The organism is Pseudomonas sp. BJa5, assembly GCF_030272875.2.
GTDB lineage: Bacteria > Pseudomonadota > Gammaproteobacteria > Pseudomonadales > Pseudomonadaceae > Aquipseudomonas.
On record NZ_JALRNG020000007.1, the window covers coordinates 57,395 to 70,253 of the forward strand.

A 12,859-nucleotide genomic window follows, 5' to 3' on the forward strand; every position below is an offset into this window, starting at 1 on the left:
TAGCATACATGAGCGCTGTCCACCGTGGGAAACCCTGATTGCACCGCATTCGCCGCCGTGGGCCGTTGGTCGCGGCGCCCGGCCGCTTCTGCGAGTGACGCTAAGCTCATCAATGGGGGAGATATATTTATCTTCAATGAGGTGAACGGATGGGAGAGTCGCAGCTACAAGCAACGAAACCGGAGCTTTACGAACGGCTGATCGATCGTCTGGGGTTGGCCCTGGAGGTCGCCAGAACCGCCGTTCGGTTACGCGATGAAGTGCCTGCTGAATTGGAGTTGCGTGGTCTGAGCCGCGCTGAATTCGATGTGATCAAAGCCTATCTGGACTCCCTTCCGGAGGGCTGGCATGGACGCGCCGGCGCACAGCTCACAACGGAGCCGCCTTCTTCGGCCAGAGTCGTCTGGCTCAAGGACAAGGCACGCTCCACCACCACGGCAAAATCCAGGACGCTGCAATTCAGATAGCCGTTCGGATTACCAGGCGCAATACGGAGTGCGCCAGCTTCGAAAAAATCAGATGATCGGTGCCTGACCATTGTTGCCGGGTACCGATCATTCTAGGCTGCACACCTCCATGGAGGTGTCCTGTGCCGATTCGCTATCTCATCAAGCAAATGATCCTGCCGCCCGGCATCCTGTTCCTGCTGCTGATTGCCGCCTGGTGGCTGCGCCGTTCCTGGCCGCGACTGTCTGCCCTGTGCTTTGTCCTGGGGCTGGGCGGGTTGTGGGCGATGAGCCTGCCGATTGTCGTCGAACGCTCGGCGCGCCTGCTGGAAACCGAGCCGGCGCTGAGCCGCGAGCAGTGGGCGCAGTTGGCCACCCGGGCCGATGCCATCGTCATCCTCGGTGCCGGACGTGAGCGCGGGGATCCTGCCTGGGACCAGCTCGACCAGCCCACCGGGGTGGCCATGGAGCGCATGCGCTATGCCGCGCAACTGGCCAGGGCGTCGGGCTTGCCGGTGCTGACCACGGGGGGCTTGCACTTCGGCTCGCCGCCCAGTGAGGCGCAACTGATGGCTGACGCCCTGCAGCGCGACCTGGGGGTCGATGTGCGCTGGAAGGAAGAGCGCAGCCGCACCACCTGGGAAAATGCCCAGATGAGCGCCGAGATGCTCTTGCCGCAGGGGATAAAGCGCGTGGTGGTGGTGACCCAGGCCTGGCATATGCAACGCTCGCGCTGGAGCTTCGAGCAGGCCGGGTTCGAGGTGGTGCCGGCGCCAATGGGCTTTCTCGGTCGCGAGCATGGCCGGCCCTATGGTGGCTGGTTGCCGGAGAGCAAATCCATCTGGCAGAGCGGCCAACTGCTCAATGAAGCCGTTGGCCTGCTCGGTTATCGCCTGTTCTACTAAACCGTCTTGGCAATCCGGCTGGCCAGCAGGGCCCAGCCCAGCAGTAGCGCACACAGGATCACCAGCGGCCAGGAACGCCACTGCAGGTAAGGGGTGAGCTTCTGCATCGGCACCACTTCACCGTAGAGGACCCCGCGTTCGAACTGCGGAATCTGCGCGGTGATGCGGCCGAACGGGTCGATCAGGCCGGTGACGCCGTTGTTGGTGGCGCGGATCATCCAGCGTCCGGCTTCCAGGGCGCGCATTTGGGCCATCTGCAAGTGCTGCAGGGGGCCGATGGAGGTGCCGAACCAGGTGTCGTTGCTGATGGTCAGGAGAATGTCGCTGCGCGCGGCCAGGCTGGCAGCGAACTCCGGATAGACCACTTCGTAGCAGATGTACGGCGCGATCTGATAGCCCTTGGCCTGCAGCAGCGGCTGGTCCGCAGGGCCTCGGGCAAAGTCCGACATCGGCAGGTCGAAGAAGGCGATCAGGCCGCGCAGCATGTCCTGTAGCGGCACGTATTCGCCGAAAGGCACCAGCTTCTGCTTCAGGTAGGTGCCGTCGCCCTCGCCGGTGACGGTGATGCCGTTGTAGTAGCGCCGTTGCTGGTGCACCACTTCGCGCACCGGCAGGCCGGTGATCAGCGCCGAATTACGCTCGGCGGCAAAGTTGCCCATCATGTCCAGGTAACCCTGGGCCTGGTCCTTGAGGATCGGCACGGCGGTTTCCGGCCACACCAGCAAGTCGACCGGCTTGGAGCTGAAGCTCATGTCGCGGTACAGGGCCAGCTGGGCGTTGACGTGTTCGGGGTTCCATTTCAGCTCCTGCTCGACGTTGCCTTGCAGGGCGGCGACGGTCAGGGGCTTGCCGGCAGGCTCGGTCCAGGCATGGTCCTTCAGGGCCAGGCCGACGGCCCAGGGGGCCAGGATCAGCGCCACCGCAACAGCCAGGAACGACTTGCGCTCGCGCAGGCGCGGCAGGTTGCACAGCAAGGCCGCGCACAGCGCCAGGCAGAACGAGATCAGCCACATGCCACCTACTGGAGCCAGGCCCGACAGCGGGCCGTCCAGCTGGCTGTAGCCGGAGTACATCCACGGAAAACCGGTGAGGAACCAGCCGCGGAAGGCTTCCTGGCCGACCCACAGGGCGGCGAAGCACAGGGCGTCGGCCAGCGGCGCTTCGTTGCGGCGCAGCCAGCGCGCCCAGAGCCAGGCGGGCAGGGCCAGGAACCAGGCGATGGCGGCGAAGAACGCCAGCAACAGGCCGGTGGCCAGCACCGGTGTCGCGCCACCGTAGGTGTTGATACTGACGTAGATCCAGCTGGTGCCGGCGCCATACAGGCCGAAGCCGAAGCACCAGCCGCGGCCCAGGGCCTGGCGCGGGCTCAGTTCGCGCAGGCCGAGGTAGAACAGGCCGGCTGCCAGCAGGGCCAGCGGCCAGATGTCGAAGGGCGCCAGGGCCAGGGTGGTGATTGCGCCAGCCGCCACGGCCAGCAGGTTACCGGGCCAGCCGGGACGGGTGATCCAGCGCATGGTTGTCCTTAACGGGTGATAGGGGTCAGACGCAGCAGGTGTATCCGGCGGCTGTCGGCATTGAGGATGCGGAAGCGATACGGGCCGATTTCGGTGGTCTCGTTACGCTTGGGCAGATGACCGAAGGCGCTCATGACCAGGCCGCCGACAGTGTCGAACTCGTCGTCGGAGAACTGGCTGTCGAAGAATTCGTTGAAATTCTCGATCGGGGTCAGCGCCTTGATCAGGAAGTCGCCACTGGGTAGCGGCTTGATGTAGCTGTCTTCCTCGACGTCGTGCTCGTCCTCGATGTCGCCGACGATCTGCTCGAGCACGTCTTCGATGGTCACCAGGCCCGCCACGCCGCCGTACTCATCGATGACGATGGCCATGTGGTTGTGGTTGGCACGGAATTCACGCAGCAACACGTTCAGGCGCTTGGACTCCGGCACGAAAGTGGCCGGGCGCAGCAGGTCCTTGATGTTGAAGCTGTCGCCGTTCTCCTTGAGGATCAGCGGCAGCAGGTCCTTGGCCAGCAACACACCGAGCACGTCGTCGTGGCTTTCGCCGACCACCGGGTAGCGCGAGTGCGCAGCGTCGATCACCGCTGGCAGGAATTCGCGCGGCGACTGCGTGGCTTTGATACTGATCATCTGCGAACGCGGCACCATGATGTCACGCACTTGCAGGTCTGCCACCTGGATGGCGCCTTCGACGATGGTCAGCGCCTCGCTGTCGAGCAGTTTGTTCTGGTGGGCTTCGCGCAGCAGCTCAAGCAGCTCCTGGCGGCTTTTCGGCTCGTGGGCAAAAGCCTGGGTCAGTTTGCCCAGCCAGGACTTTTGCCCGTTGCTCGATCGATCTTCGCTCATGGCGGTTACTCGTGATCCTTGCAGATATCAGTGTTGGATGTCGCCGATTTCGTCGTCGGCGTACGGGTCCGGATGACCCAGTTCAGCTAGCAACTCTCGTTCCAAGGCTTCCATTTCCTCGGCCTCATCGTCTTCGATGTGGTCGTAGCCCAGCAGGTGCAGGCAGCCGTGGATCACCAGGTGGGCCCAGTGGGCTTCCAGGGACTTGCCCTGTTCGGCAGCCTCGCGCTCGACCACCGCCACGCAGATCACCAGATCGCCGAGCAGGGGAATGTCGAGCAGGTCGTCGGGGACGTCGGCCGGGAAGGACAGCACGTTGGTGGCGTAGTCCTTGTGCCGGTAGGTGTGATTGAGCTCACGGCCTTCGGCTTCGTCCACCAGGCGGATGGTCATTTCCGAATCGGCGCTGCGCTGGCGCAGGGCCAGCTCGCACCAGCGGCGAAAGTGGGCGTCATCAGGGGCAGCGGCATCCGTGGCCCGTTGCAGGTCGAGTTCAAGCATCGCGACGGTTGCCTTCGCTGGTGTCCTGTTGACGGCTGTCGAAGCGCTCGTAGGCTTCGACGATGCGCTGAACCAGGGGGTGGCGCACGACGTCCTTGGGCTGGAAATGGGTGAAACTGATGCCCGGTACATCCTTGAGCACTTCGATCACATGGGAAAGGCCCGACTTGGTGCCGCGCGGCAGGTCGACCTGGGTGATGTCACCGGTGATCACCGCCGTGGAGCCGAAGCCGATACGGGTCAGGAACATCTTCATCTGCTCGACCGTGGTGTTCTGGCTCTCGTCGAGGATGATGAAGCTGTTGTTCAGGGTGCGACCGCGCATGTAGGCCAGCGGGGCGATCTCGATCACCTGGCGTTCGATCAGCTTGGCCACGTGTTCGAAGCCGAGCATCTCGTACAGCGCGTCGTACAGCGGACGCAGGTACGGGTCGATCTTCTGGGCCAGGTCGCCAGGCAGGAAGCCGAGCTTCTCGCCGGCTTCGACCGCCGGGCGCACCAGCAGGATGCGTCGAACCTGCTCGCGCTCCAGGGCATCGACGGCGCAGGCTACGGCCAGGTAGGTCTTGCCGGTACCGGCCGGACCGATGCCGAAGTTGATGTCGTTGCCGAGGATCTCCTTCACATAGCGCTGCTGGTTCAGCCCGCGAGGACGAATCATGCCCTTGCGCGTGCGCAGGGAGACACTGACTTCGTTGACGGCCGGGTTTTCCAGTTCCTGGACCGCCGATTCCTGCAGGAACAGGTGGACCATTTCCGGCGACAGCTCGGTGGCCTTGGTCTCGCGATAGAGACGGCGCAGCAGTTGCTCGGCAGAGGAGGTGTGCCTGGGTTCGCCGATCAGTTCGAACTGATTGCCGCGGTTGCGGATTTCAATGGCAAGACGCTGTTCGATCAGGCGCAGATGCTCGTCGAACTGCCCGCACAGATTGGCGAAGCGATGGGCCTCGAAAGGTTCGAGGATGAAACGATGGGGTTCTATGGGTGCGTTCAAGGTCGTTTTTCAGCCGCCCAACGGCAGTGGATATGGACTCAAGGATAACCCCAGCCGCTGCAGGGCGAAAGCGCTGAAACGATCAAGGGTCGCCGGGCCAGTGTTGCGGCCCGGCCGGACAGGTCAGTGCGCCAGCGAACCGAACAGCGAATGCGGGCGCGCGTCGTCGATGTGGATGTCGACGAACTGGCCGATCAGCTTCGGATTGTCGCAGCGGAAGTTGACGATACGGTTATTCTCGGTGCGCCCCTGCAACTGGCCGGGGTCGCGGCGCGAGTAGTCGGTGACGAGGATGCGCTGCACCGTGCCGACCATTTGTCGGCTGATTTCGAAGCCCTGGGTGTCGAGGCGATGTTGCAGGGCCTTGAGCCGCTCCTTTTTCACTTCTTCCGGGGTGTCGTCGGGCAGGTCGGCCGCCGGGGTGCCCGGGCGCTGGCTATAGACGAAGGAGTAGGAGAAGTCGAAGCCGACATCGGCCACCAGCTTCATGGTCTGTTCGAAGTCTTTCTCGGTTTCACCCGGGAAGCCGACGATGAAGTCCGAGCTGATGCAGATGCCCGGCACGGCGGCCTTGAGTTTGCGCAGCTTGGACTTGTACTCGAGGATGGTGTGGTTGCGCTTCATCGCCGCCAGCACCCGGTCGGAGCCCGATTGCACCGGCAGGTGCAGGTGTTTGACCAGCTCCGGGACTTCGGCGTGGGCCTGGATCAGGCTGTCGGAAAACTCCAGCGGGTGCGAGGTGGTGTAGCGGATGCGCTCGATGCCATCCACCGCCGCTACCACGCGGATCAGTTCGGCGAGGTCGGCCAGGCGGCCATCGTGGGTCTGGCCCCGGTAGCCATTGACGTTCTGGCCCAGCAGGGTGATCTCGCGCACGCCGTTTTCGGCCAGGTGGATGACTTCGCTCAGCACATCGTCGAACGGCCGGCTGACTTCTTCGCCGCGGGTGTAGGGCACTACGCAGAAGGTGCAGTACTTGCTGCAGCCCTCCATGACCGACACATAGGCGGTCGGCCCGTCGATGCGCGGCTCGGGCAGGTGGTCGAACTTTTCGATTTCCGGGAACGACACGTCGACCTGGGGCAGGCGCGTGGTGCGTGCGGCATCGATCATTTCCGGCAGGCGGTGCAGGGTCTGCGGGCCGAACACCACGTCGACGTAGGGCGCCCGCTTGCGGATCGACTCGCCTTCCTGGCTGGCCACGCAGCCGCCCACGGCGATGACCATCTCCGGGTTCTGGTCCTTCAGCTCGCGCCAGCGGCCCAGCTGGGAGTACACCCGGTCCTGGGCGCGCTCGCGGATCGAGCAGGTGTTGAGCAGGATCACGTCGGCGTCTTCGGCGCGCTCGGTGACCTCAAGGGCCTGATGTTCTCCCAGCAGGTCGACCATGCGCGAGCTGTCGTACTCGTTCATCTGGCAACCGTGGGTTTCGATATAGAGCTTCTTGGCCATGGGAGATCATCAGGTAATTCGAAGAACCGCATATTATAAGGGCGCAGGGCGGTGGATCCTAGCGTTGTCGGTTCAGGGCCTATGTTATAGTTTGCGCTTTCTTTACAACCTGTGACTGTCCTCGCCGAAATGAGCAAACGTGAAGCGCCTATCTACAAAGTGATCTTTCTCAACCAGGGCCAGGTGTTCGAGATGTATGCCAAGCAGATCTACCAGAGCGATCTGTGGGGCTTCCTGGAAATAGAAGAGTTTGTCTTCGGCGAGCGCACCCAGGTCGTGGTCGACCCCAGCGAGGAAAAGCTCAAGGCCCAGTTCGAAGGGGTGGTGCGCAGTTTCGTGCCGATGCATTCGATCGTGCGCATCGATGAGGTGGAGCGTCTGGGGACGCCGAAAATCAGCGAGGCCCGTGGCGTTGGCAATGTAATGCCGTTTCCGATGCCGATGCCGGAAAAGTAAGCCGGATCAGGGCAGTGGCGCGAAGGGCGTGCGGCCTTCGGCAGTCTGCAGTTCGAGCAGGTATTTGCGGAAGATCTGGCCCAGTACCTGGGTTGCCGTTTCCAGTTCGTCGCGGGGCATTTGCGCCGACACTTCGTCGGCCATGTCCAGGGCGTCTTCGGCGCCATTGACCGCCGCCATTTTCAGCAAGATATACGCCTGTACATTGTTGGCGGCGACACCTTCCCCTTTGGAGAACATGCTCCCCAGGCGGTATTGCGCCTCGGCATGGCCTTGCAGCGAGGCCTGCTCGAAGTAGGTCAGGGCCTGCTTGAGGTCGCGCGGGGTGTTGCTGCCTTCGTAGTAGAACTCGCCCAGTTCGTACTGCGCCTGGGCATCACCGGACGCCGCTGCCTGCTGGCACGCCGCCAGGGCCTGGGGCAGGTCTTCGGGTTGGGAATTGAGGGTGCAGCGGCCCGTTGCCGGAATCAGCAACGAGTTACCGCCTGCCGAGGCCAGCAGGGGCTGAAGAAGCAACAGGCAGCCCAGGGCGAGGGCGCGGCCGGTGCGGTTCATGGGGATCGACTTACCTCTGCAAAGCTGCGGCCAAAGTGTCTGGTGGCACATTATGGGATAAGCAGCGCCCACCTTACAAAGTCTTTACTCGATTTTCTGCTTATCGCGGGGCAAGCCCGCTCCCACAGGGGCAATGTGGGAGCGGGCTTGCCCCGCGATGATTGCCATCACTTGAGCTTGGCGAACGCCCGCTCGGCGGCATCCAGGGTGATCTTCAGCTCGGTTTCGCCGTGGGCGATCGAGGTGAAGCCGGCCTCGAAGGCGCTTGGCGCCAGGTATACGCCGCCTTCGAGCATCAGGTGGAAGAAGCGCTTGAAGCGCTCGGCATCGCTGGCCATCACGTCATCGAAGGTGACGATGTCGTCGGCACCGGTGAAGTACAGGCCGAACATGCCACCGGCCTGGGTGGTGACGAACGGGATGCCGGCGGCATCGGCGCGCTGCTGCAGGCCGTCGAGCAGGCGGCTGGTGTAGGCGCTGAGCTCGTCATGGAAGCCCGGGCGGCTGATCAGCTTCAGGGTGGTCAGGCCGGCGGCCATGGCCAGCGGGTTGCCGGACAGGGTGCCGGCCTGGTAGACCGGGCCCAGTGGCGCGATCTGTTCCATGATCGTGCGCTTGCCGCCGAAGCAGCCTACTGGCATGCCGCCGCCGACGATCTTGCCGAAGGTCGACAGGTCCGGGGTGACGCCGTAGTGCGCCTGGGCGCCGCCCAGGGCCACGCGGAAACCGGTCATCACTTCGTCGAAGATCAGGACCACGCCATGCTGGTCGCACAGCGCGCGCAGGCCTTCGAGGAAGCCCGGGGCCGGTGGTACGCAGTTCATGTTGCCGGCCACAGGCTCGACGATGATGCAGGCCACGTCCTGGCCGACGTCTGCGAGCATTTTTGCCACGGCGTCGATGTCGTTGAACGGCAGGGTCAGGGTGTGCTTGGCGAAGGCCGCCGGCACGCCGGCCGAGCTTGGCACGCCCTGGGTCAGCAGGCCGGAGCCGGCCTTGACCAGCAGGCTGTCGGAGTGGCCGTGGTAGCAGCCTTCGAACTTGATGATGCTGTCACGGCCGGTGTAGCCGCGGGCCAGGCGAATGGCGCTCATGGTCGCTTCGGTGCCGGAGCTGACCATGCGTACCATCTCCATCGACGGCACGATCGAGCAGACCAGGTCGGCCATCTCGGTTTCCATCGCGGTCGGCGCGCCGTAGGACAGGCCGTGCTCCAGCTGTTTGCGCACCGAGGCCAGTACCTCGGGGTGGCTGTGGCCGAGGATCATCGGGCCCCAGGAGCCGACATAGTCGACGTAGCGCTTGTCATCTTCGTCGGTGACATAGGCGCCTTCGGCGTGCTTGAAGAACAGCGGCGTGCCGCCAACGCTCTTGAACGCCCGCACCGGCGAGTTGACGCCACCGGGGATGTGTTTCTGGGCGTTGGCAAACAGGGTTTCGGAACGAGACATGGTGGACTCTCTCAATCAGGCAGATGCGAACAGGGCGTTGAAGGCGCGGGCACGGCGGGTGACTTCCTGCGTGCTGTCGGCGCCGAACAGGCCGTGAATCACCGCCAGCAGGTCGGCGCCGTGGGCGACCAGCGGGGCGGCGTTGTCCAGGGTGATGCCGCCGATCACGCAGATCGGCAACGTGAGCCGGGTGCGCGCTTGCTCCAGCAAGGCGACGTCGGCCGCCGGGGCGCCCGGCTTGGTCACGGAATTGAAGAAGCGGCCGAAGGCGACATAGCTGGCACCTTCGCGGGCGGCCTGTTCGGCCAGCTCCAGCTGGGCATGGCAGGTGGAGCCGATGATCGCCTGGCGGCCGAGCAGGGCGCGTGCCGGGGTCAACGGACCGTCGGTCTGGCCCAGGTGCACGCCGACACCCAGGCGCGCGGCGAGCTCGGCATCGTCGTTGATGATCAGGCGGGTCTGGTAGCGGCTGCAGAGCTCGGCCAGGGCTTCGGCCTCGCGCAGGCGGCGGGCCTGGTCCTGGCTTTTGTCACGGTATTGCAACAAGGTCACGCCGCCCTCGAGGGCCGCCTCGACCCAGGGCAGGAATTTGCCGGCCAACAGCTGGCTGTCGGTGATGGCATACAGACCGCGTAGCTTCATCTCGGGGCCTCGGGCTCAGGAACAGAAATCCAGGGGGAGGCGACGCGGCACATACTGGCCTTTACCCAGTTGTTCGGCATCGCGCAGGGTGCGCCAGGTGTAGTCCAGTGCCGAACGTACGGCGCTGTGCAGTTGCTCGCCCAGGGCCAGGCGGCCGGCCAGGGCGCTGGCCAGGGTGCAGCCCGAACCGTGGTAGCTGCCGGGCAGGCGCTGGCAGGTCCAGGTGTGGCGCTGGCCGTCGCGGCTGTACAGGCGGTTGTGAATTTCGTGTTCGTCACCGTGACCGCCGGTGATCAGCAAGTGTCTGACGAAGGGCAATAGTTTTTCTGCGCACTCGTCCGCGCTGCCCTCGGGCAGTTCGGCCAGGATGCGGGCTTCAGGCAGGTTGGGGGTGGCGATGGTCGCCAGCGGCAGCAACCGCTCGCGCATGGCATAGCCGACTTCATCCTTGCCCAGGCGGCCACCGCCGCCGGCACGCAACACCGGGTCGCAGACCAGCGGCAGGTGTGGGTGGGCACTGAGCAGTTCGACGACGGTGTCGACCATTTCCAGCGAGCCGAGCATGCCCAGCTTGACCGCCGCTACCGTGGAATCGGCAAGCACGGCATTGGCCTGGGCCAGTACCCACTCGCGGTCGAGCACGCGGAAGTCACTGACATTGACGGTATCCTGGACGGTCAGGGCGGTCACGGCGGGAGCGGCGTGGCAACCTTGGGCGATCAGGGCTTCGATATCTGCCTGCAAGCCGGCGCCGCCACTGGGGTCGTGGCCGGAGAGACAGAGGACAACGGGGCGGGAGCTGTAGGTATTCATGGTGCGCGAGCTTACCACCAATCGCTTTTGTCGGGACGGCCCCTGAGTCGAGGTTTTTTGATCAAATGGTCAGGAAGTGTTTGTGCGGTGCCTTGAAAGCACCGTGCTAGAGCTGTTTCTTCGAAATTTTAAGTGGCTTCTGGCAGCCCTGAAAAGCTATGCTAGAGTGCTCGAACAAACCGATAAGGGTTACTGCCGGATTGCGTCGTCTCAAACGGATAGGGGGCCACCGCGACACAGCCGGGACAGGCCATGCTGGGGCTGTATGCGCTATTTGCTGATTGTTGTGCTGAGCTGGTTGCCACTGTTGGCCCAGGCGGTCGATTTCGACGACTCGACCCGCAGTCTGCCCCTGGGGCGGCTGATGCAGGTATACGAGGACCGTGACGGCAATGCCAGCATTGCCCAGGTGAGCGCACCTGCCTTCAGCGAACATTTTCACCCGCACCAGGCCGACGTGCTCAATGCCGGTTACTCGACCTCGGTGTTCTGGATCCGCCTCGACCTGCACTACACCGCCCTGCCTTCGGCAGCGCCACGCAGCTGGCTGCTGGAACTGGCCTATCCGCCGCTGGATCATCTGGAGCTCTACCTGGCCGACGCCTCCGGCACCTTCCGCCTGGCCCAGCGCACCGGCGATGCCTTGCCCTATTCCAGCCGCGAGATCGAGCAGAACAACTACCTGTTCGAACTGCCCTTCACCCCGGGGAAGACCACCACCGCCTACCTGCGCCTGCATAGCCAGGGCTCGGTCCAGGCGCCCCTGACCCTGTGGTCCACCGAGGCCTACCTGGAAGCCCAGCCGACCCGCCTTTATGTGCTGGGCCTGATCTACGGCGTGCTGCTGGGGATGCTGGTCTACAACCTGTTCATCTACCTCAGCGTGCGCGACACCAGCTACCTCTACTACATCCTCTACATCGCTTCGTTCGGCCTGTACCAGGTGACGGTCAATGGTGCCGGGGTGGCTTATTTCTGGCCGGACAACCCCTGGTGGGCCAATGCCGCCACGCCCCTGTTCATCGGTGCCGCGGGGCTGTTCGGTTGTCAGTTCGCCCGCAGTTTCCTGCAACTGTCGCTGACCAGCCGCGGCTTCGACAGGCTGCTCAAGGCGCTGATGGCCGGTGGCCTGGTGGTCATGCTGCTGGCGCTGACCAGCAGCTACGGCATCGCCTTGCGCCTGGCCACGGCCCTGGCCCTGCTGTTCACCGTGAGCATCTTCGCCGCCGGCTTGTTCGCCTGGCGTCGCGGCCTGCGCGTGGCGCGCTATTTCATCATTGCCTGGTCGGCCTTCCTGCTCGGCGGTCTGGTCAACACCCTGATGGTCCTGGGGTACCTGCCCAATGTGTTCCTGACCATGTACGCCAGCCAGATCGGTTCGGCCCTTGAGGTGTGCCTGCTGTCGCTGGCCCTGGCCGACCGTATCAACAGCATGCGCGAGCAGCAGGCTCAGGCCCTGCGCGAAACCGGGCAGACCCTGGAGCGGCTCAACCAGCAACTGGCCAACAGTAACCGTTTGAAGGATGAGTTCCTCGCCACCGTGACCCATGAGCTGCGCACGCCGATGAACGGGGTGATCGGCTCGCTGGAGTTAATGCAGACGCTGGCGCTGGAGCCGGAACTGGCTCAGTACCAGCACACCGCCAGTGCGGCGGCCCAGGACATGATGCGCATGGTCGACGACATCCTCATCCTCACCGAGCTGCAGGCAGGGCGCCTGAGTGCGCAGAACGCGCCCTTCGGCTTGCGCATGCTGCTGCAGGAATTGCGCGGCAAGTACGCCACGTGCGCCCAGGCCAAGGGCCTGTACCTGAGCCTGGATACCCCGGCCGACCTCCCCGAGATGCTGGTTGGCGATCGGCACAAGCTGGCGATGTGTATCAGCTACCTGCTCGACAACGGTATCAAGTTCACCCGCCAGGGCGGGGTCATGCTGCAGGTCAGGGGGCGTCTGCTGGGGCCGGACCTGCTCGGCCTGACCATCAGTGTCAGCGACAGCGGCATCGGTTTCGACAGCCTGGACGACGCCAACCTGTACCAGCGCTTCTTCCAGGTCGACGGTTCGATGACCCGCCAGTACGGTGGCCTGGGCATCGGCCTGGCGATCTGCCGGCGCCTGGCCGAGCTGATGGGCGCGCGCCTGCAGCATGAGTCCAATCCGGGGCTGGGCAGTCGTTTCGAACTGGGCTTGAGCCTGGCGTTGAGCCAGCCGCAGGCCAGGGCCTGGCAAGGGCTAAATCGCGGCTAGTTAGGCGTATTTGTCACTTTGACCGGGGGGCGGG

General features: G+C 64.2%; 13 protein-coding genes. 4 read left to right on the forward strand and 9 right to left on the reverse strand.

What is annotated here, in order from left to right; translation table 11 throughout:
- Positions 1-149 precede the first annotated feature (149 nt).
- Together M2D63_RS05955 and M2D63_RS05960 are read left to right on the forward strand one after the other, a co-directional pair.
- Entirely contained in the window at positions 150-467 is a 318-nt protein-coding gene (locus M2D63_RS05955) for a hypothetical protein (RefSeq protein ID WP_285861897.1), read from the forward strand.
- A gap of 122 nt (positions 468-589) precedes the next feature.
- On the forward strand, positions 590-1,351 hold the full coding sequence (locus tag M2D63_RS05960; protein WP_285861898.1) for a YdcF family protein: 762 nt from the start codon (positions 590-592) through the stop codon (positions 1,349-1,351).
- Here M2D63_RS05960 and lnt read toward each other — a convergent pair.
- The 5 genes from lnt to miaB form a co-directional block, all read right to left on the reverse strand.
- On the reverse strand, positions 1,348-2,865 hold the full coding sequence (gene lnt / locus M2D63_RS05965; protein ID WP_285861899.1) for an apolipoprotein N-acyltransferase: 1,518 nt from the start codon (positions 2,863-2,865) through the stop codon (positions 1,348-1,350). The two genes, M2D63_RS05960 and lnt, sit on opposite strands and share 4 nt — an antisense overlap.
- An 8-nt stretch (positions 2,866-2,873) precedes the next feature.
- Positions 2,874-3,713 (reverse strand): HlyC/CorC family transporter, encoded by an 840-nt coding sequence (locus M2D63_RS05970; RefSeq protein ID WP_285861900.1) that lies wholly within the window; start codon positions 3,711-3,713, stop codon positions 2,874-2,876.
- 27 nt (positions 3,714-3,740) lie between these two features.
- Positions 3,741-4,214 carry an rRNA maturation RNase YbeY gene (gene ybeY / locus M2D63_RS05975; RefSeq protein WP_285861901.1) on the reverse strand — a complete coding sequence of 158 codons (474 nt, stop codon included), beginning with the start codon at positions 4,212-4,214 and terminating at the stop codon, positions 3,741-3,743.
- Positions 4,207-5,208, reverse strand: a complete 1,002-nt coding sequence (locus M2D63_RS05980) for a PhoH family protein (protein ID WP_285861902.1) — start codon at positions 5,206-5,208, stop codon at positions 4,207-4,209. Before M2D63_RS05980 ends, ybeY begins: the two co-directional genes overlap by 8 nt.
- 123 nt (positions 5,209-5,331) lie before the next feature.
- Positions 5,332-6,660, reverse strand: a complete 1,329-nt coding sequence (miaB, locus tag M2D63_RS05985) for a tRNA (N6-isopentenyl adenosine(37)-C2)-methylthiotransferase MiaB (RefSeq protein WP_285861903.1) — start codon at positions 6,658-6,660, stop codon at positions 5,332-5,334.
- Between the two features lie 129 nt (positions 6,661-6,789).
- Here miaB and M2D63_RS05990 point away from each other — a divergent pair, with 129 nt between their 5' ends.
- Positions 6,790-7,116, forward strand: a complete 327-nt coding sequence (locus M2D63_RS05990) for a DUF1820 family protein (protein WP_285861904.1) — start codon at positions 6,790-6,792, stop codon at positions 7,114-7,116.
- Between the two features lie 6 nt (positions 7,117-7,122).
- Here the strand turns inward: M2D63_RS05990 and M2D63_RS05995 are convergent, their stop codons facing one another.
- The 4 genes from M2D63_RS05995 to M2D63_RS06010 form a co-directional block, all read right to left on the reverse strand.
- Positions 7,123-7,671 carry a tetratricopeptide repeat protein gene (locus tag M2D63_RS05995; RefSeq protein WP_285861905.1) on the reverse strand — a complete coding sequence of 183 codons (549 nt, stop codon included), beginning with the start codon at positions 7,669-7,671 and terminating at the stop codon, positions 7,123-7,125.
- Between the two features lie 167 nt (positions 7,672-7,838).
- A complete protein-coding gene (gene hemL, locus M2D63_RS06000) occupies positions 7,839-9,122 on the reverse strand; it encodes a glutamate-1-semialdehyde 2,1-aminomutase (protein ID WP_285861906.1) in 1,284 nt (427 codons plus the stop codon).
- A 15-nt stretch (positions 9,123-9,137) separates the two neighbouring features.
- Complete coding sequence (gene thiE / locus M2D63_RS06005; RefSeq protein WP_285861907.1) at positions 9,138-9,764, reverse strand: thiamine phosphate synthase; 627 nt, start codon at positions 9,762-9,764, stop codon at positions 9,138-9,140.
- Between the two features lie 15 nt (positions 9,765-9,779).
- On the reverse strand, positions 9,780-10,577 hold the full coding sequence (locus tag M2D63_RS06010; RefSeq protein ID WP_285861908.1) for a hydroxymethylpyrimidine/phosphomethylpyrimidine kinase: 798 nt from the start codon (positions 10,575-10,577) through the stop codon (positions 9,780-9,782).
- 265 nt (positions 10,578-10,842) lie between these two features.
- Here M2D63_RS06010 and M2D63_RS06015 point away from each other — a divergent pair, with 265 nt between their 5' ends.
- Positions 10,843-12,825, forward strand: coding sequence for a hybrid sensor histidine kinase/response regulator (locus tag M2D63_RS06015; RefSeq protein WP_285861909.1), 1,983 nt, complete (start codon positions 10,843-10,845; stop codon positions 12,823-12,825).
- Positions 12,826-12,859: the final 34 nt, after the last annotated feature.

Coding starts and splice junctions, on each gene's coding strand:
- ybeY (WP_285861901.1), bottom strand. CDS start 4,214: ATGCTTGAACTCGACCTGCAACGGGCCACGGATGCCGCTGCCCCTGAT.
- M2D63_RS05955 (WP_285861897.1), top strand. CDS start 150: ATGGGAGAGTCGCAGCTACAAGCAACGAAACCGGAGCTTTACGAACGG.
- M2D63_RS06015 (WP_285861909.1), top strand. CDS start 10,843: ATGCGCTATTTGCTGATTGTTGTGCTGAGCTGGTTGCCACTGTTGGCC.
- thiE (WP_285861907.1), bottom strand. CDS start 9,764: ATGAAGCTACGCGGTCTGTATGCCATCACCGACAGCCAGCTGTTGGCC.
- hemL (WP_285861906.1), bottom strand. CDS start 9,122: ATGTCTCGTTCCGAAACCCTGTTTGCCAACGCCCAGAAACACATCCCC.
- miaB (WP_285861903.1), bottom strand. CDS start 6,660: ATGGCCAAGAAGCTCTATATCGAAACCCACGGTTGCCAGATGAACGAG.
- M2D63_RS05995 (WP_285861905.1), bottom strand. CDS start 7,671: ATGAACCGCACCGGCCGCGCCCTCGCCCTGGGCTGCCTGTTGCTTCTT.
- lnt (WP_285861899.1), bottom strand. CDS start 2,865: ATGCGCTGGATCACCCGTCCCGGCTGGCCCGGTAACCTGCTGGCCGTG.
- M2D63_RS05970 (WP_285861900.1), bottom strand. CDS start 3,713: ATGAGCGAAGATCGATCGAGCAACGGGCAAAAGTCCTGGCTGGGCAAA.
- M2D63_RS05990 (WP_285861904.1), top strand. CDS start 6,790: ATGAGCAAACGTGAAGCGCCTATCTACAAAGTGATCTTTCTCAACCAG.
- M2D63_RS06010 (WP_285861908.1), bottom strand. CDS start 10,577: ATGAATACCTACAGCTCCCGCCCCGTTGTCCTCTGTCTCTCCGGCCAC.